The following is a 25,126-nucleotide window of genomic DNA, read 5'->3' as shown; positions in this document are numbered from 1 at the left end:
CTTCTTGTTTAATTAGTAATTAATTGTCTGTGATTAAAATCTCTCTTCCTTCTATTTTTATTTGTAAATTCGTAGTACGTGCTATTGCTTTTAATATCGGGCTGATTGTGGCATAACGATCCATATTACCAGTAAATCGCAGTTGTTTAAGCTCGGAAGTGCCAAAGGAAATATTAACATTATACCAATGTTCTAGAATTTCGACAATATTTTCTAAAGTACGATTTTCGAAAATAAGTCGTCCTTCATTCCATGCTATGTAGGGAGTGAGGTCTACATTGTATATAGATATATTGTTACCTTTCTGTTCAATGTGTGCCAATTGGCCCGGCTCTATGAGTTGTTCTTGTGTACTTCCTTGAGGAATAATACTGATACTCCCTTTCACTAATGCGACTTCTGTTCGTCCAGAGGCGAATGTATTAACATTAAATTCTGTACCATACTGTTTGATTATTCCTTGGTCAGTGACAACGTAGAAAGGACGAGTATCTTTGGCTATTTTAAAATAGGCTTCCCCTTTTAGATAAACCATGCGTTTAGACTTACTAAACCTTACAGGATACCGTATTTCTGTATTATAATTGAGGTGTACGGTTGTTCCATCTTCAAAGGTTACTCTGAATTCGTTTCCTTGTTCAGTTGTTAATGTGTTTTTTTCTACTGTTTCAGGCTGCTGTTTTTGAGGTATATCTATATTTATATTGGGTGTTGATGGATAGATGAGCGCACCATTTTGAGCTATAGCAGTTGTGGAATGATTAACTTTAACTGGTGTTGGATATGTTGGAGTAAGTGATTGCTTGTCATTCCCGGCTAAAATTAATGTCGCTTTAGGAATTCCTGGCTGTATGGCATCTCCTAAGGCTAGATTGTCAGATATTTGTTTTTCAGAAGCAGTATAAAAGTACCATCCTCCTGCTGTTATTATTATAGGTAATATTAAAATAGCTGCATATTTTAGGAGAATTGATGTGACTGATACTTGGTAATATTTCTTTTTGAAATGTTTCCATGCCTGGTGTGAGTTAATCTGTGTATATGCCTCGTAACGCTTACGAAACGATGCGCTTGTTCGTAAACGATTGAAAAACTCTTCGTGTTGTGGAGAGGTCTTGATCCAATTGTCAAGTTGTTTTTTCTCGTGCTCTGTAATATCACCGAGGAGATATTTGGCTATTAATTCTTCTGTACCAGATTTTATTTTCATATATCTATTGTCTTATCATTTGTTAATAAGACAACATGAAGATTAAAAAGAGGTACAAACTTTCTAAAAAAGATTATTTTGATTACGAAAAAAACTTCGAACTATACAAAATGTCACATAAGGGGAGCAAGAAGTAGCATGTGCCCATCTGTTCTTTGATAGATTGTATAGCTCTTTTCTTTTGTGTCTTTACTGTTTCGATCGAAATTCCTAGTACAGTAGCTATTTCTTCATTCTTTTTTCCATCCATATGCAATAGGAATATTTCCCGGCAGCGTGCTGGCAATTTATCGATAGCACGAAATAGTAGTCGGTATACTTCTTCTTCATTGGTATCTTCTTCTTCTGTGATTTCTCGATAAGTGCTTGCCAAGCGTTCAAGATAGAGAGATTCTACATTCTGATGTTTTAAATAATTAAGAGAGGCATTTCGTATAGAATTATAAAGATAAGTTCGGAAAGAAGGCAATGATAAGAATCTCATTTTCTTTTCCCACATAGTTGCAAAAAGATCCTGTACAATATCTTCGGCAGCTTGTTGGGAAGAGAGAAAGTTGATGGCATACAACACCAATGCTTTATAATATTCATTATAAAGCTGATGATAAGCGGTTGGGCGTTGCTCATTTATACCTTTTATAAAGGAACTTTTCTCTTCGTTCATGGTGAAATATTATGTTTTATGCAGCAAATGTATAAAATATCTAGGATAAAAGCAGCCTTTCAAACCCTATAGTGTTTGTGAATGCTACTTTTTTCTTTAGTTCATACAACAATAATAATGTTGTTATAGAGAAATAGCCCTTTCCTTATTTTATAAAATATTGTTCTTGCTGCCTGTTTGTAACATCATTTTTTTATTTGGAATAATATTACAGCAAAAAACGTTACTCTGTTCTGAAACTTTAGAGAATCAATGCATTATAGTCTCTCTAAAAATCTTTATATTTGCAGACCGTTTGAAAAATGATAGTGAATAATAACAATACAATAACTTAAAAACAACCAAAATCAGATGAAGCAGGATATGATTGTTATCCTTGACTTGGGTAGTCATGAGAATACGGTATTGGCTCGCGCCATCCGTGCATTAGGAGTTTATAGTGAGATTTATCCTCACGATATCACAGTAGAAGAACTGAAAGCATTGCCCAATGTAAAGGGTATTATTATCAATGGTGGCCCGAATAATGTAATCGATGGCGTTGCTATTGATATAAATCCGGCTATCTATACTTTGGGAATTCCTGTCATGGCTGCAGGGCATGATAAAGCAACTTGTGAAGTGAAGTTGGCAGAATTTACAGATGATATCGAGGCTATAAAGGCTGCAGTAAAGTCTTTTGTTTTCGATACTTGTAAAGCTGAAGCTAACTGGAACATGAAGAACTTTGTCAATGACCAGATAGAATTGATTAAGCGTCAGGTGGGCGATAAGAAAGTATTGTTGGCCCTGTCGGGTGGAGTTGATAGCTCTGTGGTAGCTGCTTTACTTCTGAAAGCTATTGGTAACAATCTGGTATGCGTACATGTTAATCATGGTTTGATGCGTAAGGGAGAGTCTGAAGATGTGGTTGAGGTATTCAGCAACCAGTTGAAGGCAAATCTTGTGTATGTAGATGTAACCGATCGTTTTCTGAATAAGTTGGCTGGTGTAGAAGATCCGGAGCAGAAACGTAAAATTATTGGTGGCGAGTTTATTCGTGTGTTCGAAGAAGAAGCGCGTAAGCTGAACGGTATTGATTTCTTAGGTCAAGGTACTATTTATCCGGATATTGTGGAAAGTGGAACGAAAACGGCTAAAATGGTGAAATCTCACCATAATGTAGGTGGTTTGCCCGAAGATTTAAAATTCCAACTTGTAGAACCATTGCGCCAATTATTTAAAGATGAAGTTCGTGCTTGTGGCTTGGAGTTAGGTTTACCTTATGAAATGGTTTACCGTCAACCGTTCCCTGGACCTGGTTTGGGTGTACGTTGTTTAGGTGCTATTACACGTGATCGTTTGGAGGCAGTGCGTGAATCCGATGCCATTCTGCGTGAGGAGTTCCAACTTGCCGGACTGGATAAAAAAGTATGGCAATACTTTACAGTAGTGCCTGATTTTAAATCTGTGGGTGTACGTGATAATGCTCGTTCTTTTGATTGGCCGGTTATTATTCGCGCTGTCAATACGGTGGATGCTATGACGGCTACTATTGAGCCGATTGATTGGCCTATCCTGATGAAGATAACAGACCGTATTCTGAAAGAAGTGAAGAATGTAAATCGCGTTTGTTATGATATGTCGCCGAAACCTAATGCGACTATAGAATGGGAATAGAAAAACTTTTTAAATGATATTTCGATAGCCTCAATTTTTTGTAAGTTGAGGCTATTTTTATTGTTCAACGTTGGCTTCTGGTAGAAATGTAATTGAAGATTTCACAATGATTTCGCGAAGAGATAAAAAGAAAAAGGCACCCAGAAGTGGAAGCCTCCCAAATGCCTTATTCTTATCAAGTAGCGGGACCCGGGATTGAACCGGGGACCTCATGATTATGAATCTGCGTCTTCCAAAGGCTGACGCCTTTGAAAGCTACCAGCTTCGCTATATAACTTATTTATAATTAATGGCTTAGCGTTTGGTATGTCTTGCGCATTGTTAGTTTGGACTAATAATTTATGAGGATAATTTACTGTTGGTGTAAACCATAGTGTAAACCATATCTTGATAATAAATAATTATCTTATATGGATGCTACTGTAAGTATTGTTTGTTTTAAATCTAAGAAGTTATCTAATGGTGAATATCCATTAATGATACGAATAACTCAAGGGAAGGAGAGGGCTTATAAATCTTTGGGTTTGTCTGTTCTGGATAGTTTATGGAATTATAATAAAGAGGAACCTAAGAGAAGCCACCCTAACTACGAATGGCTTTTAAAGATTGTATCTCAAGAGAAGCAGAAATATTTAAACTTGATATTTGAATTAAGAGCTTTAGGTAAGAGTTTCACTCCTCAAACTTTGATAAGTAAAGTTGAGAAGAAAGAGAATAAATCAGATGTTGATACATATATACGGAATATTATAGAATTAATGATTAATGAGAAGCGTTTAGGAAATGCTAAATCTTATACGCATTGCTATAATTCATTGAAGACCTTCGCTGTAAATCTGTGTATTCCTTTTACTGATATTGATGTTGCTTGGTTGAAACGGTATGAACGATTCTTAAGAGAACGAGGTAATTCTGATAATACTATGGGGATTCGGTTTAGGACGCTAAGAGCTGTCTATAATAAAGCGATAGAGGATGATATTGTAGATGAGAAATATTATCCGTTTAAGAAGTTTAAGGTTTCGCATTTTAATAAGAAGACGACTAAACGTGCTATCAGCAAGTCGGAAATGGCTAAAGTCTTGGCACTGGATTTAAGTAATATTACTACTTACTATAGCCCATTACTATATTTGAGTAAAGATTTGTTTGTGTTTAGTTATCTTGGGTGTGGAATTAATATGATAGATATGGCGTATTTAACCTATTCTAATATTATAGATGATAGAATATGTTTTAAACGCCATAAGACTGGGCAAGGTATTACATTTAGATTATTGCCTCAGACTATTGAAATAATTAATAAGTATAAGAATGAAGGTTATTCTCTTAGTGATTATATATTCCCAATATTAGATAAGAAATTTCATATAACGGAGATACAACAATATGATAGAATCCGTAAGGTTACTAAAGGAGTTAATAGGAATCTTAAGAAGATTGGTAGCTTTTTAGGGTTAAATATTCCATTGACGACCTATGTTGCCCGCCATTCTTTCGCCACAGTGTTGAAACGTTCTGGAGTCAATGTTGCTATTATAAGTGAAGCATTAGGGCATACGAGTTTATCAACTACGCAATTTTATTTGGATAGTTTCGATAACGAACAGATAGATGATGCAATGAAGAACTTATTATAGTACATTCAATTAATCCCACTTGCAATTATTGCAGGTGGGATTATTCTTGTTAACTTTACAGCACTAATAAGAAGCGATATGAGAGATTACATACTACCAATTCCAGAATTAAAGAAGATAGAACCCATACTCACGGAATACTTTGGCTATAAGCGTGCCATGTTTGAGAATGAACTGTCAGCTACTTACTACCATGAATATCCCAACGGAATCAGTGAAGATATTTGTAAGAACTACATGACAGACTATTCATTTCTAAACACTATCGCAGTAGATAACGGAGTATTTGATTATAAACGGTATGCTCCCAAATCGACTTCTACCAGTAAGGCGTTTAATCCAAGTAGCTTCATTATGGATTCAGAACACAATATACTTATCACTCTGCCAAGTGATAATTTATTGGAACGGCTGATTGATTTATTACAGAAGCATGGTGAAACTGATAATGACGGAGTAATTGGAATAAGTATGCTTGTTGTAGCTGCCATATATGAGAAGTATAAGAATGGTGAACTTTACACAGAAGTTGTCATATCAGAGAACACACTGCCTTATCTGGAACAAGTCCGTCCAGAAATGCTAAAGCTATATGAGTTGCTGAATACCAAGAGATACTCACCTTCCAAGAAGAAGGAGCTAAGGGTATTCAGTCCTATAACCATTGATAACGGAGTTAAGAAGATTACTCTTGATAACTCTTGCTATTGGCTGAGTGATTTATTGGATAACTACCTTCACATCTATTTAGGAGTAAACAGTTTGGAAGAAGCCCAACAGGAATTGAAGGAAGTATATTCACAGAAGAAGGGCAGGAAAGCCAATAATGCAGCCCATAATCTAATCATGTATGGTACATTCCACCTGTTACAAAGATATTCCTCAATAAAGACCAAGAGTGAACAGATACGTATGACTTTAGACTACATGGAATTATTATTTGAAGCAGGCAGTTTCAATAATGATGAGAACTACACCAATGCAGCAATAGCCTATTTGGTGAAACAAGGCTATAAACCGCAATGGAAGACCAAACAGACAGAAGACTACAATTTCTCACCCAATAATCAGTCTACAGAACATCTCTGGTAATTAATAATCCACCAATCCTTACAGACTACCATGTAATCACGTGGTAGTTATTTTTATGTCTTTAAATTAGCTAATTCGCTGATATTCTTACATCTAAAGAATGCACTTCAAATCGCCTTCTATTCTTTATAACACACCTTCCGACTATTCCTCACCTTTGCAATGTAATCAGAAACGATAAGGCGCCAAGTTGAAGATTGCACCAATTTATAAACTTAATTATTAATTTAAATTTAAACTATCATGAAGAAGATTTATTTAGAAGTTAAAGTTGTTGCAAATAATGAAGTAAGAAACGTAGCTTTTGCTAAAGGTATTAACCGTGCCATCAACTTGGGCAATGTAGAGAAGATATTAGCCATGATGAAGGTCAAGGGTTATAGAAAGGCAGAAATGGTACAGGTCGTTAAGGCAGAAGATGTAATCACAACAGGTGACATTCGTCTGGTTGACATTAACGGACAGGATATAAATCCAGAAGATGCAGCCAAATACTTCCTTGTATTGGACGGTCAGCACAGAACCATTGCCGCATCCCTCTATAATGAATGGGCAGCGGAGAACGGAGAGGAAGCAATAAATGTACCCGCCATTGAAGTTGAACTGCAAGGGAATGAAACTATTGCAGAATATATCAACGAGATTAATATTACCAAGAAGGAATGGACTACCCCAGACTATGTGCGTGGTGCAGCCAATATTAACCCAGACAATGAATTTCTGCAACGGTACAACGAATTAATAAAGAGCGAGAAGAACCCAGACGGTTATCCAATCTCAACACTGAACCTTATCTTTTGTGGCAATAATAACGCTATATCAAAGTCTGACTTCTCTTTATTATGCTCTGGTAAGGATGAGAAGGGGAAGAAGGTGAAGAAGCCTATCATTCCAGCCTATAACATGGAGATAGGTAACAAGTTCATCCAAATCTGCAAGGATAAAGGCTTTGATGACAAGGATATTGCCAAGAGATACTTAAGTAACCAATTCAATAATATCAAGACAATTACAGGAGACGTCAAGGAAGCTGTCAAGATATTCCAGTCCATTACACAGAACGACAAGGCGGCAATGTTCAATACACACGGAAATCTGGACGAGAATTTAGTAATGGAACAGTTTGAGAAGATAAGAGAACGGTACAATCGCCCTACTACTGTCATCTCAATTAAAGACAGCAAGGAAGTGACCGCCAATGATGACACAGAGGACATTCCTTATCTGGAAGCGGAAGAAGTCTGACCATGTAAAGAGCCTATGTGACAGGTAGGCTCTTCTACTCCAGATTCTTCCAGAGTGGTGAATTTCCATTATATAATAATACGGGTTACCCTAATAAATGAAGCTGAGAGTAACTTAAAGTCTGATTATTGAGGTGACAGGTAGCTGTTTTCCAATCACCAAGCAGAAGTGGGGATAAAGTTGGAATCTCCAAAGAGTGGTGAATTATCCCTATATAAAACGGTCAGTTACCCCAATATTCAGAGTTTAGGATTATTTAAAGTCCAATAATTAGGGGCACAGGTAACATATTTAAAATCACAAAAGATAACTTATGGTAAAGTTAGAAATTCAAGAGCGGGACGGCTTCCTCATTATGGAGGACTTCCCAGAGAACTGTATCTTCAACAAGGTGAAGACAGGATGTGGTGCTACTACGATAGCACTTACCAATGACGAGAATTACATTATAGCCGTACCTACGACAGAGTTAGTAATTAATAAGTGTTATCCACCTAAGGATAAGAATGGTAAGGACATTACTTGGAAGAGGTCACAGATTCAAGCAGGCGTAAGTCCTATTAATAACAGACTGTTCGGCTTGTATGGCAGTTTCACTAAGACATTGCAAATCAAGTTAAGGAAGTTTCTTGATAAGGACGGAGTGAAGAAGATAATCTGCACTTATGACAAGGTTGACAAGTTGATTCCTGTTATCAATCCACTGGAATTTAAAATACTTGTGGATGAATACCACAACCTGTTAAAACAGTACGGGTTTAGGACAATGGTGATAAATCAAATCATAGAGAACTTCAAATGCTTCAAATCCCATTGCTTCCTGACCGCAACCCCTATCCCAGAACTGTTCAAGCCCAAAGTCTTTGCTGAAATGACAGAGTACGTGGCTGACTGGAAGACGGTGGATAAGATTACAATCTACCCCTATCCATGTAAGAGCTCAAGCAGTACGGCTGCCAAGATTATAAGGCATTATAAAGACAACGGTTACTTTGTACTGGACGGGATTAAGAGTGAAGAAGCTTACTTCTTTGTTAATAGCGTAAGAGAGATTAAGGAGATACTTGAAGAAGCCAGACTGACTAATGATGATTGCAGAATTATATGTGCGGATGATGAGAAGAACCATTACAAACTGGAAGGTTTTGAGATTTCCAGTTCAACAGCTCCCGCCAAACGGTTTACATTTGTAACCTGTAAGGCGTTTGAAGGAGTGGATTATTATTCTGAAACGGCAATATGCTTCATTGTCAGCAACGGTTACAACAAGCATACCCTAATCAGCATTGATATGGATATTCCCCAGATTGCAGGACGTATCAGAACCAAGTCCAATCCGTTCAGAAACAAGATAGTCCATATCTTCAATCCAAAGGTTATGAACTACTACCTTCCGTTTGACGAAATGAAGCAGAAGATAGCTAAGGAGCTTGCAGCAGCAGAGGAACGGGTACAGGTATTGAATGAGAGCAAGTTAGGGGAAGTTGCAAAGAAACAGCAGGACGATGAACTTAAGAAATTGGGGGCTGATACATATATCATCAAGAAGGGTGACAGGTATGAAGTCAATGACATGGTTGCCCAGTTAAAACTCTACCAACACTGGACTACACGTATAGTGTACAGGTCGGCAGAAGCATTGCAGGAAGGCTACAGACAGTTGGGCATGGCAATAGTCCAGACGTATGAATGGAGTATCGCAGACGAGAATATTATCAAAGGCATACTTACCACTCCCCAATTCAGAGACAGGCTCAAACGCTTCTGTGACTTGAAGGAGAAATCCGCTCTGACTGATAACGAGCGGCAGGAGTTGGAAAGCCTTATGAAGAGAGACCCAATATTAGAACAGGGATATCAGCATCTTGGATTAAGCCAACTAAGGAGAACAAGAACCAAGAAGGCTATCAAGGCTTTGATTGAATAAGAGTAAAACTCCAGACCACTAATACGGTTTGGAGTTTCTTATTATATACCCCAACCCAAGAATAGGGTATCTAAAATCATACCCCCGCCCCTTTAGATTTAGGTCGTGTTTCTATTTAGACTTTATGCAGCTATAGAGTAAAATATTTGATTTGTCAGTGAACAGGCTGACATATATCAGATGTATATCATGCGCTAAGCTTTATTGTTACCCTAAAACACCCCCTTACCCATTATTGGAGAAATGAAAGGATAACATGAATCGCTATTCAGTCCACAAACGCTTTGAACTTCTGAAATGTGCGGACTTATCAACGATTTGTATATGTCTACATATAAAGATGCACAAAGATAAGTGAATGAATAGAACTTCATGTTAAGCCCTCATTTTGTCCTCAAATGCAGTATTTACTAATCATATTAACTTAATAATTTATCAGATTATGGAATCAACATTACAGATTATGCCAGTACAAAGAACTAGTAGAAACTTTGGTGAATATGCAGAAGAAGCGGTAATAATTGAAGAGCCAATTATTAAGCAGAAACGACCTCTATTCATTGAAGCCAATACGATTGAAGCCAGTTTGGAGCATCTAAGGAATGATTGTATTATACCCGTATTCGCAAAGGACAACGAAGCTACATTATCTCATGTGGCTTTCATTGAAGCGGTACAGGATGCAACCAATACATTCTTTAGCGGTGAACAAATTGAATCGCCAGATATTCGTGTTTCTCATGTAATCAAGGGTAGGATTCCCGAAGCAATTCATAAGCCAGCCAACCAGTTATTAGAGAGTGACAAGACTATCTACTACGAGAGGTGCGCTTTTGTTATTGAAGTTCCTACTATCTATGAGACAGTACACGGTAACAGGCTAACACTTACTATTGGCGGTGTCAGAGCTTATAACCACACCAATCTTTATTCAAAGAAGGGTGCGGAGCGGTTTAAAGTGTTTATTGGCTTTACTTGTAAGGTTTGCACAAATCTATGTGTATCTACGGACGGTTATCTTAGTTGCTTGGAAGTTACCAATACAAGGGATTTATATCAAGCGGTATTGGAGATGTTCCACAAATACGATGCAGCCAAACACATACATTTGATGCAGTCTTTAGGCAATACCAGTATGACGGAGCATCAGTTCTGCCAACTATTAGGCAGAATGAGACTTTATCAGTCATTACCGCAAGGCTATCAGAAAGATATACCTAAAATGCTGCTTACTGATACACAGGTTAACAATGTGGCTAAAGCATATATCAATGATGAGAACTTTGGCAGCTTGGGGAATGATTTGTCTATGTGGAAGTTCTACAACTTGCTCACAGGTGCAAATAAGAGTAGCTATATAGATTCATTCTTGGATAGAGCCTATAATGCTACAGAACTTGCAACGGGTATATGTTCCGCTTTACACGGTGATGACAAATACCAATGGTTTCTTAGTTAGTGGTATTATACAGTATTTAATAGGGGACATCCATATAATAAGGGTGTCCCTTAATTTATTCATTACTTAATTAATAATTAGAGATTTATGTTAGTAGCATTATTCGCTGTTATATTTTGGACTATTATGTTCTTTATTGCATGTGCGGTTTCACCTATTGTATTCTTCTTCATGATTATTTGGACTATATATCAATATTTCAAATTATTATGTTGAGGTAGTATATGAAGTACTAATAAGGGTATCTATATACTATATATAGGTACTCTTTATTAGCTATAGCTAGTAGTATAATATTCACTTTGTTAATTAGTGAATGTTTAGCTAATAATCAGTAAGTTAGATATTCCAGTTTAAAATTAATATTCACTTATATTAGTTTCACTATAAAACAGAACATTATGTCACTTAAATATTCAAGTACAACAGCAGATTATCTGCAATGGAGCGAAGCAATGAACTTAATAAGAAAGTTGGCAAGAGATAATAATTATAAGATGTCACTTCTTATCGCTTTGGGTTGCTTCACAGGTCTAAGAATTTCTGATATTCTTGCCTTAAGGTGGAATCTGATACTAGATGCAGAAGAGTTTACCATTACAGAGATTAAAACAGGGAAGCAAAGGACAATTAGGATTAACATGCAGCTACAACAACATATCAGAGATTGTTATGAGCATATAAATCCAGTTGGCATAAATGCTCCTGTATTGATAAGTCAGAAGGGAACAGTCTACACAGTTCAGAGAATCAATGTCATGTTGAAGGAGATTAAGAAGAAGTACAGGTTGCATATAGGCAATTTCAGTTGTCATTCTCTTAGGAAGACCTTTGGCAGACAGGTCTATAATATGAACAGTGATAATTCAGAGCTTGCACTTGTTAAGCTCATGGAGCTATTCAATCATTCCAGTGTGTCAATTACTAAGAGATACTTGGGATTAAGGCAAGAGGAATTATTAAATACCTATGATTGCCTTAGCTTCTGATAATTAGGTTGGTATGGAAGTTCAGAATTTCTACTTATATGGGGATTTGGCAAGTTTCATACCAACCTTGATTTATTGAGTAGAGACAGCTCTCAACATTTAATAAACAACAGTTCTTGCTAATCAAACGTAAATTCGTAACTTTGTAGCAATTTCAGATACCTAATGTGTTAGGGCTGAAGGGACATAGTTAACGAAGAGCGTTTAAGATATTATCCTTAATCTGAAATCTGGACAATTTCAAAACACAAGGATAATAAGCAAGAACGCTCACGTCAATGTTATATACCTATCTTATTAGATAGTCTATATATCGTTTGGCGTGGGCTATTGTTTATTACTTGTGTTTGGGCAGTCCAGAGCCTCGGATTAGGTAATATTCAATAGTTCCCACGCTTCTTGTATGTAGTAACCAACTATAGGGAACAGGTTGGCATAAATACAGGTATATAAGAAACAGGCAGTCTATTTTACTACTCAACAGTTCTTTATCAAAGAAGTGTGCAACTCCGTGTTGTGTTCCTCACACTTATATCTAAATTATTAACGCTCTCTATTGGGAACGTAGAAGCACAAACAGATTATTACAATGAAGATATTCAGATTAATTGGTATGCTTCTCATAGGAAGTAGTACTCTATTCTCTTGTAGTAATAATGAGGATGAACTACCACCTAAGGAGCAGACTAACCAAGAAACCTACACTATCTCATTCAATTTGGGCGGAGAGTTTATCTCCACTTCTGAAACTCCTTTAAGCAGAACAGAAGTTGCACCAAAGAAGATATATGGGATTAATGTGTATTATAAGAAGGACGGAAATACGTGGTATGATAATTATGCCTATGGATTGTTTGACAACATTCAAGATATGACTATATCCCTGATTAGTGGATATAGGTATAAGTTTGAATGTACCATGATACAGAATGACAATGATATAATTTATCATGATAAGAATGGATATTATGGAAGACCTTTTATGTCTGGAGATAATTATAATGGAGATTATAACGCAAACACAGTTACCCAACTGACTAATAAATTCCATGTCTCAACAACGACTTACCGATATTTAGATTACATTAAATATGGTACTACGGACGTATGTACGGAGTCAAGTTTTGTCAGAAGCAATTATCCTAAAACAGATAGATTCTATGGCGAGTTAACCGATTATATTCCTACTAAAGACGGAGTTGCTAATATAGATCTAAAACGTACAGCCTTTGGACTTAAATTTATAGTAACTCCACCTGTAGACGGTAAACTGTATATTAGCAGTATTACAACAAATGATAACTCTTACCATTCCATAAATTCCAATGTGGAGGTATCAGCAGACGATAATATATTGGAATCTTCTTCTATGTACACCTTCTATGAGGTTTATGAATGTTGGCAAGCAGAGAACTATACTAAAGACTTCACCATACGGTTAAAATGGAAACGGGCTAATGGAGCAACCCAAACGTTTGAGGAGGTAATTACTGTAAAACGCAATGTAATGACTACTGTCAATGTAAATGTGAATGGTGGTACTACAGATTCTTCTTTAGGAGTTAAAGAGGATGATACTCCAATGGGAAACGAGAATGTTGATATGAATTTCAACGGTGGTGATTTAAATGATAATGAGGTGAACCCTAATGTATAATTTATTAATTAACTAAAACAATTTAAAGATGAAGACATTAAGATTTATTGGTATGGCTATAGTAGCCATTATTATGAGTGTAAATTTCGTTGCTTGTAGTGATGACGATGAAGAGGACAACAGACCTCTTGCAGAGAAGATTATAGGGCATTGGGTACTTACTTATGAGGAAGGATTCATTAAGGATTCTGAATATCCCGAAGATGATGAAGCATGGAGTCATGCGCCTAAAGATGAATGTGAATATTTCGGTAACTTCACCTTTAGAGAAGACGGTACTTACAGTGAATATGATTTGGACGGTACAAGTAACCCGCAGAGTATTGAGAAATGGGAAGTGAATGGTAATGTTATAACTCTTATTGAAGATGAATATGAACAGTATGATTTAAAGGTTCTTGAAATCAGTTCCAATAAGTTAGTACTTGAATTTCATGATAAGGATGAAACATCTGAACATTATGCTAAGATGACCTATAAGAGAGGTTGACCTCTTAATCCAACAAATAAAGGCAGCATTTGAAGTAACATTCATTTGCTGCCTTATTAATTACCTCCTTCTCTTCTTAACTAATTTATGCTTATTCTTCTTAGCTGAATTTGAGAATAGTTGTTCTAACATTTCCCTTGTAATAGGTAGGTATGTTACTTCTGTGAGTTTGGTTTCTTTAATCTCTTGTGGTAAATAATGAATTGTGTTAGTCTTCTCTGTTACTCTCATATTAGAATTAATGTTAATAGATTAGTGATTGATTTATCTACTACAAAATTACAAAGAAGGGGGGGTGAACATAATGTAAGAATGGAATCTTAAATAAATGATGTAAAGTTGCTTATTAGCGTTAATCTATCATTGCTCAAATATCCCTTTGGATGAAACTGGAGTATTATGGTTTAATGGATAAGTGGGAAGGATAATATTGACTGGAACTTGTTTGGGTAAAGTCAATTTGATATGTTTAATAATGAATAATGTTTAATCTGATTGATATATGATTTGCACTGGTGTAAACCATAGTGTAAACCGCCACCAATTGATGTATAAAAGAAAAAAGCACCCAGAAGTGGAAGCCTCCCAAATGCCTTATTCTTATCAAGTAGCGGGACCCGGGATTGAACCGGGGACCTCATGATTATGAATCATGCGCTCTAACCAGCTGAGCTATCCCGCCATCGTTTCTCGATTGCGGGTGCAAAGATAGATGATTTTTTATAATCTCCAAAACAATTCATAACTTTTTTGTGTTTTTTCTTTAATACGGGTCTTGGTTTTCCCTATAAACAGGGAGTTTGAGGCTCGATAATGAAAGAATAATTAAATAAAGTGTCTGATTTATGCGGTGTATTTAGAAAAAAGTATTTATCTTGGCACACGTAAAAACAATTCGAAATTGCTATGAAAAAGGAAAAGATTCATTTGGAGTATTTGTTGAATGCAACATCTAAAAATATACTTTGGGGAGCTATTAGCACACCGACCGGGTTGGAGGACTGGTTTGCAGACAAAGTTATTTCTGACGATAAAATAGTAGAGTTTCATTGGGGCAAGACAGAACAGAGGAAAGCAGAAATTATTGCCATTCGCTCTTTCTCTTTTATCCGCTTCCGTTGGCAGGATGATGAAAACGAACGCGATTATTTTGAAATCAAGATGACTTATAATGAGCTGACTAGTGACTATGTGTTGGAAATTACCGATTTCGCAGAGCCGGATGAAGTAGCCGATATGAAAGAATTGTGGGAGTCGCAAGTAGCTAAATTAAGAAGAACTTGTGGTTTTTAGTTAACTTTCAACTAAAAATTTTCGATGCTCCTTTTTTTGTGCTAATTTTGCATCCTAATTGCACGAACCTATTAAGATGCTACGCATAAAGAAATTAGATATATTCATCGTAAAGAGTTTTTTGATGCTCTTTATTGGTACATTCTTCATCTGTCTGTTCATATTCATGATGCAGTTCCTGTGGAGATATGTAGACGAATTAGTCGGAAAAGGGTTGGAGATGAGCGTTATGGCTCAATTCTTCTTTTATTCTGCATTAACATTAGTGCCAGTATCGTTGCCATTGGCTGTGCTACTGGCTTCTTTGATTACTTTCGGTAACTTTGGTGAGCGTTATGAATTGCTCGCGATGAAAGCCGCAGGTATTTCTCTCCTTAAAATCATGCGTCCGCTTGCTTTCTTCGTTTGCGGGCTTGTCGGTGTCTCATTCTATTTCCAAAATGTAGTAGGTCCTATTGCCCAGGCTAAATTGGGAACCCTGATTCTTTCGATGAAACAGAAATCTCCGGAGTTGGACATTCCGGAAGGAGTTTTCTATTCTGAAATCAAGGACTATAATTTAAAGGTAGCTAAGAAGAACCGGAAGACCGGTATGCTATATGATGTGCTGATTTATAGTATGAAAGATGGCTTTGAGAAAGCACGTATTATATATGCTGATTCCGGGCGTTTGGAGATGACCGCGGATAAACAGCATCTTTGGCTGCATTTGTATAGCGGAGATTTATTTGAGAATCTGAAAGCTCAAAGTATGAAATCGGAGAATGTACCTTATCGACGCGAGGAATTCAGGGAAAAACATTCCATTATTGAGTTTAATTCCGATTTCAATATGGTTGACGGTGAGATTATGGGTAAGCAGTCCAGTGCTAAGGACATGGCGCAGTTGCAGAGTTCCATTGACTCGATGACGGTTGTGGGAGACAGTATCGGACGACAGTATTACAGGGAAGTGGCAGAAGGAAATTTCCGTCCTTCTTATGGATTGACAAAAGAAGATACGGTCAAAATAGAAAAGGCGGATATCCATGAATATAATGTGGACAGCCTTTACGAAGTAGCCTCTTTAACGCAGAAACAGAAGGTGCTTTCTTCTGCTGTCAGTCGGGCGGAGAATGTGGCCAACGATCTTGGGTTCAAGAAATTCACGATGGAGAACAACGATTATAGTATTCGCAAACATAAGACGGAATGGCATAAGAAGATAACGATTTCACTCTCTTGTCTGCTGTTCTTCTTTATCGGAGCTCCATTGGGTGGAATCATCCGCAAAGGAGGGTTGGGAATGCCGGTAATTGTATCCGTGTTGGTATTTATTATTTACTATATCATTGATAATACAGGATATAAAATGGCCCGTGACGGTAAGTGGATAGTATGGATGGGAATGTGGACAAGTAGTGCGGTCCTTGCCCCATTAGGAGTTTTCCTTACCTATAAATCGAATAAGGATTCTGTTGTGCTTAATGCAGATGCCTATATCAACTGGTTCAAGAAGATTATGGGAATCCGTAGTGTACGCCATATATTTAAGAAAGAAGTGATTATCCATGATCCTGATTATCCACGTCTGACTGGTGATTTGGAACAACTCACAGCAGAGTGCAGAGCGTATGCTGCCAAGAAACGATTGGAAAAAGCACCCAATTACTTTAAATTGTGGATGTCAAGCGAAGATGACAACGAAGTAATGGCTATCAATGAGAAGCTGGAAGCGTTGGTTGAAGAAATGTCCAATACGAAATCTGCCACTTTGATCGGTGCATTAAACAATTATCCGGTTATTTCCGTTTCTGCTCATGTGCGCCCGTTCCATATATATTGGTTGAATCTGGTAGCCGGAGTTATTTTCCCTATCGGTTTATTTTTCTATTTCCGCATCTGGGCGTTCCGCGTTCGTCTGGCTAAGGATATGGAACGGATTATAAAGAACAATGAACAAATTCAATTCATCATACAGAAAATCAATGAATAAGTGTTATGAAAGAGACTATTAAAATGGATAGAATAGAAGATGCGATTGCCGACTTCAAAGAAGGCAAGTTTGTCATAGTAGTGGATGATGAGGACCGCGAAAATGAAGGCGACTTGATTATTGCCGCTGAAAAGATAACTCCCGAGAAAGTGAATTTCATGTTGAAGCATGCGCGTGGGGTGCTTTGTGCACCTGTCACAGTGTCTCGTTGCAAGGAGTTGGATTTGCCGCATCAGGTAAGTGACAATACTTCCGTGTTGGGAACTCCTTTTACGGTTACCATTGACAAACTGGAAGGCTGTACAACAGGTGTTTCTGCTTCCGACCGTGCCGCTACTATTCAGGCGTTGGCAGATCCGACTTCTACACCGGCTACTTTCGGGCGTCCCGGACATATCAATCCGTTGTACGCGCAAGAAAAAGGAGTACTTCGCCGTGCCGGACATACAGAAGCTACGATTGATATGGCTCGTCTGGCAGGACTTTACCCCGCAGGTGCCTTGATGGAAATCATGAGTGAAGATGGAACAATGGCACGTTTGCCCGAACTCCGCCAGATGGCAGATGAACATGGACTGAAACTGATCTCTATCCATGACCTGATTGTCTATCGTTTGAAACAGGAATCCATTGTGGAAAAAGGAGTGGAAGTAAACATGCCTACTGAACACGGGATGTTCCGTCTGATTCCTTTCCGCCAGAAATCAAACGGATTGGAGCACATGGCTATATTTAAAGGTACGTGGAGTGAAGACGAACCTATCCTGGTACGTGTTCACTCATCTTGTGCTACTGGAGATATCCTTGGTTCGCAGCGTTGTGACTGTGGCGAGCAGCTGCATAAAGCGATGGAAATGATCGAAAAAGAAGGAAAAGGTGTGGTGGTTTACCTTAATCAGGAAGGACGTGGCATCGGTCTGATGGAAAAGATGAAAGCCTATAAGTTGCAGGAAGACGGTATGGATACCGTTGATGCGAATATTTGCTTAGGACATCTTGCTGACGAACGTGATTATGGAGTAGGTGCACAGATCCTTCGTGAGCTGGGAGTACACAAAATGAGACTTTTGACAAATAATCCGGTAAAACGTGTTGGTTTGGAAGCCTATGGATTGGAGATTGTAGAAAATGTGCCTGTTGAAACAGTTCCTAATCCGTATAATGAGCGATACTTGAGAACAAAGAAAGAAAGAATGGGACATACTTTACATTTTAATAAGTAAATTGCCATTTTGTTTTCATATATCAAATATTATCGCTTATTTTGCAGCGATTTTCACTCAACAACAATAAAATAGATACAAAATGAATCAATTATCAGATCGTTTGAACAGCTTGTCGCCGTCGGCGACGCTTGCCATGTCTCAAAAGAGCAACGAGCTCAAGGCACAAGGCGTTGATGTTATTAACTTAAGTGTAGGAGAACCTGATTTTAATACTCCTGACCACATCAAAGAAGCTGCGAAAAAAGCCGTAGATGATAACTTTTCCCGCTACTCTCCGGTACCGGGCTATCCGGCTTTGCGCAATGCTATTGTTGAGAAACTGAAAAAAGAAAACGGTCTTGAATATACAGCCGCCCAGATTTCGTGTGCAAATGGTGCAAAACAATCTGTTTGTAATACGATTCTTGTATTGGTAAATCCGGGTGACGAAGTAATCGTTCCGGCTCCTTACTGGGTAAGCTACCCGGAAATGGTGAAAATGGCAGAAGGTACTCCTGTTATCGTTTCGGCAGGTATCGAACAAGATTTCAAGATTACTCCGGAACAGCTGGAAGCTGCTATTACTCCGAAAACGAAAGCGTTGATTCTTTGTTCCCCGTCCAACCCGACAGGTTCTGTATATACAAAAGAAGAATTGGCCGGACTGTCTGCTGTATTGGCTAAACATCCGCAGGTAATCGTAATCGCTGACGAGATTTACGAACATATCAATTATATCGGCGCACATCAAAGTATCGCTCAATTCCCTGAAATGAAGGAACGTACAGTGATTGTAAACGGTGTATCCAAAGCGTATGCTATGACAGGATGGAGAATCGGTTTTATTGCCGGTCCGGAATGGATTGTAAAAGCTTGCAACAAGTTGCAAGGTCAGTACACTTCAGGTCCTTGCTCTGTTTCTCAAAAAGCTGCTGAAGCTGCATATACAGGAACACAAGAACCGGTAAAAGAGATGCAGAAAGCATTCGAACGTCGTCGTGACCTGATTGTGAAGTTGGCTAAAGAAGTTCCGGGATTTGAAGTAAACGTTCCGCAAGGTGCTTTCTACTTGTTCCCGAAATGCGATACTTTCTTTGGAAAGAGCAACGGCGAACGTAAGATTGCAGATTCGGATGATTTGGCAATGTACTTACTTGAAGAAGCTCACGTGGCTTGTGTAGGTGGTACCTCTTTTGGTGCTCCTGAATGTATCCGCATGAGTTATGCTACAAGCGATGAAAATATCGTAGAGGCTATCCGTCGTATCAAGGAAGCATTAGCTAAATTGAAATAAGAGTTCACCACAGATTACACGGATGAACACAGATTAAAAGATTTTTTTATTGTTCAATATATGTTTAAATTGTAATTCCCTTGCTGCAATATGTTGTAGTGAGGGAATTACAATTTAGTTGAATATAAATAACCTGTGTCCATCTGTGTAATCTGTGGTGAAGACAAGAAATAAAAAAAGCTGCCTTCCGTAGAAAGCAGCCTGTACATTTTTTGTAGCTTGTATTATTCAGCCGGGTGAATTGCTTCAGACGGACAAACGTCTGCGCAAGTACCACAGTCAGTACATACATCTGGGTTGATAGAATAGATATCACCTTCAGAGATAGCTTCTACCGGACACTCGTCAATGCAAGTTCCGCAAGCAATACAATCGTCACTAATTACGTAAGCCATTTTTCTAAGATTTAAATTATTAGTACTAATTTCTTCGGCAAAAATAAGGCTTTTATTGATTAGTTGTTATGCTTCGATGATTAAATTGACTTAATTTGTACGTCTTCTAAATAAGCAACCTCCCTATAATCTGCTATATTTTTCGTATTTTTGCACTCAAATTACTAATATATAGCGATTATGCCTTTAAATTTACCCGATAAACTACCTGCGATAGAGCTTTTGAAGGAAGAAAATATTTTTGTGATCGACACTTCCCGCGCTACGCAGCAAGATATTCGTCCGCTACGGATTGTGATTCTGAACCTGATGCCGTTGAAGATTACAACGGAAACAGACTTGGTGCGCTTACTTTCGAATACACCTCTTCAGGTGGAGATTTCGTTTATGAAGATCAAGAGCCACACGTCGAAGAATACACCGATAGAACACATGAAAACGTTCTATACGGATTTCGATCAGATGCGTCATGAGAAGTATGATGGTATGATTATCACCGGAGCTCCTGTAGAACAGATGGACTTCGAAGAAGTGACCTATTGGGATGAGATTACGGAAATCTTTGATTGGGCACGTACGCATGTCACTTCTACCTTATATATATGTTGGGCAGCGCAGGCCGGATTGTATCATCATTATGGAATTCCTAAATATCCGTTGGAAGAGAAAATGTTCGGCATCTTTGAGCATCGTGTACTGGAACCTTTCCATTCCATCTTCCGTGGTTTTGACGATTGTTTCTATGTGCCGCATAGCCGTCATACGGAAGTGCGCAGGGAAGATATTCTGAAAGTTCCGGAACTGACGTTGCTTTCCGAATCGAAAGAAGCCGGTGTCTATATGGCGATGGCACGGGGCGGACGTGAGTTCTTTGTCACGGGACACTCTGAATATTCTCCGCTGACACTGGATACGGAATACCGCCGTGACTTGGATAAAGGCCTGCCAATAGAGATTCCCCGCAATTATTATGTAGACGATGATCCTGAAAAAGGTCCGTTGGTACGTTGGCGTGCTCATGCCAATTTGTTGTTCTCCAACTGGTTGAACTACTTTGTTTATCAGGAAACACCTTACAACATCAATGATATTAAATGATAAAGCAGCGTAAAATAGAACTTCTCGCTCCGGCGAAAAACCTGGAATGTGGTATTGAAGCTATCAACCATGGTGCAGATGCTGTATATATCGGTGCTCCGAAATTCGGTGCCCGTGCGGCAGCTGTGAACTCATTGGAAGATATTGAAGCATTGGTGCAGCATGCTCATTTGTATAATGCACGTATTTATGTCACGGTCAATACGATTCTGAAAGAAGAAGAGTTGAAAGAGACGGAGGAGATGATTCATGCACTTTATCGGATTGGTGTCGATGCACTGATTGTACAGGATATGGGAATCACGAAACTGAATCTTCCTCCGATACCACTTCATGCCAGTACGCAGATGGACAATCGTACGCCGGAAAAAGTGAAGTTCCTTTGGGAAGCAGGTTTCCGTCAAGTGGTGTTGGCGCGGGAGTTATCGTTGCGTGAAATAAAGAAGATTCATGAAAGCTGTCCGGAAGTACCTTTGGAAGTATTTGTACATGGTGCTCTTTGTGTCAGTTATAGCGGGCAATGCTATGTTAGTCAAGCCTGTTTCGGTCGTAGTGCCAATCGTGGAGAGTGTGCACAATTCTGCCGTCTGCCTTTTAGTCTGGTAGATGCGGACGGGAAAGTGATTGTCAAAGACAAACATCTGCTTTCCCTGAAAGATATGAATCAAAGCGACGAATTGGAGCAACTACTGGATGCCGGAGCTTCTTCATTTAAAATAGAGGGACGACTGAAAGACGTATCTTATGTGAAGAATGTGACGGCCGCTTATCGCCAGAAACTGGATGCGATCTTTGCCCGTCGTCCGGAATATGTACGTGCTTCTTCGGGTACGTGTAGTTTCGAATTTAAACCACAACTCGATAAGAGTTTCAGTCGTGGATTCACGCATTATTTCCTGAATGGACGTGATAAAGAGATTTTCTCTTTCGACACTCCTAAGTCGCTGGGTGAAGAGATGGGAACCATGAAAGAGGTCCGGGGCAACTATCTGACAGTTGCCGGACTTAAATCCTTTAACAATGGAGACGGTGTTTGCTATATCGACGAACAGGGACGTTTGCAGGGTTTCCGTATCAACCGGGTGGACAGCAACAAACTCTATCCGCAGGAAATGCCCCGTATCAAACCCCGCACTACACTGTATCGTAATTTCGACCAGGAATTTGAGCGAATCCTTTCCCGCAAATCTACCGAAAGAAAGATCGCAGTGAAAATCTTGCTTGCCGACAATAATTTTGGTTTCTCCCTGACATTGACTGATGAAGATGATAATAGCGTCACAATCACTCTCCCTCGTGAGAAAGAACTTGCCCGCACTCCACAGACGGACAATCTGAAAACGCAACTGTCCAAACTGGGGAATACACCTTTTGAAGCAAAAGAAATAGAAATATCCTTTACCGGGAACTGGTTTCTGCCGGCTTCAGTGTTAGCCGATTTCCGCAGACAGGCAATCGACCAATTGATAACTGCCCGTCGAATCAATTATCGTCAGGAATTGGCAGTATGGAAGCCAACGAGTCATGCTTTCCCACAAACTACATTAACATATCTGGGGAATGTAATGAATACCCGTGCAGCTTCTTTCTATCAAGAACATGGGGTACAACAGGTAGCGGCAGCATACGAAAAAGAAGCAGTGGAAGATGCGGTACTGATGTTCTGCAAACATTGTTTGCGCTATAGTATGGGCTGGTGTCCTATCCATCAACAGGTACGTTCGCCTTATAAAGAGCCCTATTATTTGGTGTCGAATGACGGCAAACGTTTTCGTCTGGAATTTGATTGTAAGAATTGTCAAATGAAAGTAAAGGCGGCACAATGAGGATAATTAATCACGGAATCATTCGTCACAGAGGACGTAGAGGAGACAACGTTTCAACTCATTCTTCCGGTACCGGTCGTTTGAACGGTTTGTGGAAGAGAGATGGAAAATTATTCTCCATGTTCTCTGTGTCTTCTATGTCATCCGTGTCTTATAGTAACTTTGTGTTCTCTGCATTCTCTATGGTGAAGTCTGTCATGGGCTTGCTATTGTGTCTGTTTCTGCTTTCGTCTTGTTATTATAAAACGCCTGCTCTGGATTCGGAGGAGCTGTCGAAGAAAACAAAAGATTCGCTGACTTACCTGTATGAACGCCATTATACATGGAATACAAACTTGGAAGTAGTCGATGATTCCATCTCTTTGGAATGCCTCCCAATAAAAGATACTTTTATTCAGTTGAATAGGGGGGATAGGGTAGTGGTTGCAGAGTTTGCGGTTCATCCTGCCGATAGTGTAGACAGCATTTGGGTGAAACTGGCACATACACAAGATGAACAGGGCTGGATACGTGAGAAAGAACTCAAGAAGTCATTTGTACCGACTGATAGTATTTCGCAGGCTATTCATCTTTTCAGCGATACACATGCCTCTTATTTTGTGGTTATTTTTGCTTTATTTGTTGGAGCTTATTTGTTTCGCGCTTTCCGTCGGAAGCAGTTGCAGATGGTTTATTTTAATGATATTGACAGTGTTTATCCCCTGTTTCTTTGTTTATTGATGGCTTTCAGTGCAACGATTTACGAATCAATGCAGGTCTTTGTACCGGAAACGTGGGAACATTTTTATTTCAATCCAACTTTGTCACCGTTCAAAGTTCCTTTCATTCTCTCTGTTTTTCTGTTGAGTATTTGGTTGTTTCTGATAGTAGCTTTGGCGGTGTTGGATGATTTGTTCCGACAATTGACTCCCGCTGCGGCTATCTTTTATCTGCTGGGACTGATGTCCTGCTGTATTTTCTGTTATTTCTTCTTTATCCTGATGACACATATCTATATCGGTTATCTATTCCTGGCCTTTTTTATTTTGGTTTTTGCGAAGAAGGTCTATCGAAACATTGGGTATAAGTATCGTTGCGGACATTGCGGGGAGAAACTAAAAGAGAAAGGTATATGCCCCCATTGTGGAGCGATTAACGAGTGATTTTATTATCTGTTTTATTTCTGAATAACTTTTCAAATGATGGAAATCAGACCTACCGAAATAAAAGATCTCCCTTTAGTGATGGAGATTTATGACTATGCCCGTGCCTTTATGCGTGCAACCGGGAATACTACCCAGTGGATTGACGGTTATCCGTCGGAAGCATTGATCTGCCAGGAGATTGAAGACGGTCATAGCTTTGTCTGTACCGGTGAACAAGGAGAAATCTTGGGAACTTTTTGTTTCATCTTGGGAGAAGATCCTACTTATCAACAAATTTATAAAGGTGCATGGCTCAATGACGAACCTTATGGAGTGATTCACCGGTTGGCAACGAACGGAAAGCAGAAAGGGGTGTCAGAAGCTTGTCTGGACTGGTGTTTTCAACGTTGGCCTAATGTCCGGGTAGATACTCATCGGGATAATAAGGTCATGCAACATATACTGACAAAGTATGGCTTTCAACGTTGCGGCATCATTTATGTAAAGAATGGGACGGAGCGTATTGCTTATCAGATGAAGCGTTTGCATGGTGGGGTGGAGGAATCTGATCGTACTGAAGTATAGGTCAGGCATGTTGGATTATGAACGAAGCAGTCTTAGGTATAAGCAAACTGATAGCAAGCAGTAGGTAAACTAATGCCGAAGCATTGATAAAGTTCCGGTAAGGTGCCGGTATAGTTGTGTGAGGGTACCGCTATCTTTACCTTCCCACGGCCGTGGTAACTTCTTCCCACAGTTGTGACGAGATCCTCCCATGGCCGTGAAGAGATGCTACCACGGCCGTGGAGAGTTAAGAATAGCGTAGCTCTGACAGAACAATACCGATTGGGTAAATCAAGTATAACGGCTTTATAATGCAAACT

The 25,126-nt window shown here is 38.9% G+C and carries 20 protein-coding genes and 1 tRNA gene; 17 read left to right on the top strand and 4 right to left on the bottom strand.

The features are described 5' to 3' along the window. Window positions 1-19: 19 nt before the first annotated feature. Window positions 20-1,210, bottom strand: a complete 1,191-nt coding sequence (locus tag N5O98_RS09655) for a FecR family protein (RefSeq protein ID WP_022198963.1) — start codon at window positions 1,208-1,210, stop codon at window positions 20-22. A gap of 82 nt (window positions 1,211-1,292) precedes the next feature. Next, window positions 1,293-1,874, bottom strand: coding sequence for an RNA polymerase sigma-70 factor (locus tag N5O98_RS09650; protein ID WP_004309044.1), 582 nt, complete (start codon window positions 1,872-1,874; stop codon window positions 1,293-1,295). A 351-nt stretch (window positions 1,875-2,225) separates the two neighbouring features. Between N5O98_RS09650 and guaA the strand changes: the two genes are divergently transcribed. From guaA to N5O98_RS09605, 9 genes are all read left to right on the top strand, one after another. Next, window positions 2,226-3,533, top strand: a complete 1,308-nt coding sequence (gene guaA / locus N5O98_RS09645; RefSeq protein ID WP_004299035.1) for a glutamine-hydrolyzing GMP synthase — start codon at window positions 2,226-2,228, stop codon at window positions 3,531-3,533. A gap of 410 nt (window positions 3,534-3,943) precedes the next feature. After that, window positions 3,944-5,173, top strand: a complete 1,230-nt coding sequence (locus N5O98_RS09640) for a site-specific integrase (RefSeq protein WP_008025307.1) — start codon at window positions 3,944-3,946, stop codon at window positions 5,171-5,173. Between the two features lie 78 nt (window positions 5,174-5,251). Continuing rightward, window positions 5,252-6,265 carry a hypothetical protein gene (locus N5O98_RS09635; protein ID WP_008646575.1) on the top strand — a complete coding sequence of 338 codons (1,014 nt, stop codon included), beginning with the start codon at window positions 5,252-5,254 and terminating at the stop codon, window positions 6,263-6,265. 243 nt (window positions 6,266-6,508) lie between these two features. After that, on the top strand, window positions 6,509-7,510 hold the full coding sequence (locus N5O98_RS09630) for a hypothetical protein (RefSeq protein WP_004323956.1): 1,002 nt from the start codon (window positions 6,509-6,511) through the stop codon (window positions 7,508-7,510). Between the two features lie 313 nt (window positions 7,511-7,823). Next, window positions 7,824-9,437, top strand: coding sequence for a hypothetical protein (locus N5O98_RS09625; RefSeq protein ID WP_022198964.1), 1,614 nt, complete (start codon window positions 7,824-7,826; stop codon window positions 9,435-9,437). Between the two features lie 442 nt (window positions 9,438-9,879). Then, window positions 9,880-10,896 carry a DUF3871 family protein gene (locus N5O98_RS09620; RefSeq protein ID WP_004323047.1) on the top strand — a complete coding sequence of 339 codons (1,017 nt, stop codon included), beginning with the start codon at window positions 9,880-9,882 and terminating at the stop codon, window positions 10,894-10,896. A 401-nt stretch (window positions 10,897-11,297) separates the two neighbouring features. After that, a complete protein-coding gene (locus N5O98_RS09615) occupies window positions 11,298-11,885 on the top strand; it encodes a tyrosine-type recombinase/integrase (RefSeq protein ID WP_118161416.1) in 588 nt (195 codons plus the stop codon). A 589-nt stretch (window positions 11,886-12,474) separates the two neighbouring features. Beyond that, complete coding sequence (locus N5O98_RS09610; protein ID WP_225483723.1) at window positions 12,475-13,542, top strand: hypothetical protein; 1,068 nt, start codon at window positions 12,475-12,477, stop codon at window positions 13,540-13,542. A 28-nt stretch (window positions 13,543-13,570) separates the two neighbouring features. Further along, complete coding sequence (locus N5O98_RS09605) at window positions 13,571-14,032, top strand: lipocalin family protein (RefSeq protein ID WP_061448247.1); 462 nt, start codon at window positions 13,571-13,573, stop codon at window positions 14,030-14,032. 608 nt (window positions 14,033-14,640) lie between these two features. Here the strand turns inward: N5O98_RS09605 and N5O98_RS09600 are convergent. Then, a tRNA-Met gene (locus N5O98_RS09600) sits at window positions 14,641-14,714 on the bottom strand. Between the two features lie 224 nt (window positions 14,715-14,938). On the opposite strand from N5O98_RS09600, the gene N5O98_RS09595 reads away from it, so the two are divergent. The 4 genes from N5O98_RS09595 to N5O98_RS09580 all read left to right on the top strand — a co-directional run bounded on the left by N5O98_RS09595 (window position 14,939) and on the right by N5O98_RS09580 (window position 19,799). Further along, window positions 14,939-15,325 carry an START-like domain-containing protein gene (locus N5O98_RS09595; RefSeq protein ID WP_008999058.1) on the top strand — a complete coding sequence of 129 codons (387 nt, stop codon included), beginning with the start codon at window positions 14,939-14,941 and terminating at the stop codon, window positions 15,323-15,325. 76 nt (window positions 15,326-15,401) lie between these two features. After that, window positions 15,402-17,300, top strand: a complete 1,899-nt coding sequence (locus N5O98_RS09590; RefSeq protein ID WP_118161417.1) for an LptF/LptG family permease — start codon at window positions 15,402-15,404, stop codon at window positions 17,298-17,300. Window positions 17,301-17,305: 5 nt separating this feature from the next. After that, window positions 17,306-18,523: a bifunctional 3,4-dihydroxy-2-butanone-4-phosphate synthase/GTP cyclohydrolase II gene (locus N5O98_RS09585; protein WP_004299085.1), complete on the top strand. Its 1,218-nt coding sequence runs from the start codon at window positions 17,306-17,308 to the stop codon at window positions 18,521-18,523. 82 nt (window positions 18,524-18,605) lie between these two features. After that, window positions 18,606-19,799 carry a pyridoxal phosphate-dependent aminotransferase gene (locus N5O98_RS09580; RefSeq protein WP_008649988.1) on the top strand — a complete coding sequence of 398 codons (1,194 nt, stop codon included), beginning with the start codon at window positions 18,606-18,608 and terminating at the stop codon, window positions 19,797-19,799. 224 nt (window positions 19,800-20,023) lie between these two features. Here N5O98_RS09580 and N5O98_RS09575 read toward each other — a convergent pair whose 3' ends face one another. Further along, entirely contained in the window at window positions 20,024-20,194 is a 171-nt protein-coding gene (locus tag N5O98_RS09575) for a DUF362 domain-containing protein (RefSeq protein ID WP_002559159.1), read from the bottom strand. 180 nt (window positions 20,195-20,374) lie between these two features. On the opposite strand from N5O98_RS09575, the gene metA reads away from it, so the two are divergent. Genes metA through N5O98_RS09555 form a run of 4 tightly spaced genes read left to right on the top strand, consistent with a single transcriptional unit; the run spans window position 20,375 to window position 24,827 of the window. Next, the gene (metA, locus tag N5O98_RS09570; protein WP_022199591.1) at window positions 20,375-21,292 is read left to right on the top strand and encodes a homoserine O-acetyltransferase MetA; all 918 of its coding nucleotides are present in this window, start codon (window positions 20,375-20,377) and stop codon (window positions 21,290-21,292) included. Beyond that, entirely contained in the window at window positions 21,289-23,118 is a 1,830-nt protein-coding gene (locus tag N5O98_RS09565) for a peptidase U32 family protein (RefSeq protein WP_004309060.1), read from the top strand. Before metA ends, N5O98_RS09565 begins: the two co-directional genes overlap by 4 nt. Continuing rightward, window positions 23,115-24,260 carry a zinc ribbon domain-containing protein gene (locus N5O98_RS09560; RefSeq protein ID WP_004309061.1) on the top strand — a complete coding sequence of 382 codons (1,146 nt, stop codon included), beginning with the start codon at window positions 23,115-23,117 and terminating at the stop codon, window positions 24,258-24,260. The genes N5O98_RS09565 and N5O98_RS09560 overlap by 4 nt, the downstream gene beginning before the upstream one ends. 36 nt (window positions 24,261-24,296) lie before the next feature. Then, window positions 24,297-24,827 (top strand): GNAT family N-acetyltransferase, encoded by a 531-nt coding sequence (locus N5O98_RS09555; protein WP_004309062.1) that lies wholly within the window; start codon window positions 24,297-24,299, stop codon window positions 24,825-24,827. Window positions 24,828-25,126: the final 299 nt, after the last annotated feature.

It is taken from the genome of Bacteroides sp. LFL-34, from assembly GCF_027257075.1.
In the GTDB taxonomy this organism is placed as follows: domain Bacteria; phylum Bacteroidota; class Bacteroidia; order Bacteroidales; family Bacteroidaceae; genus Bacteroides; species Bacteroides ovatus.
Note: the sequence above shows the minus strand (reverse complement) of the source record. Positions and strands in the feature narration are given on the sequence as shown.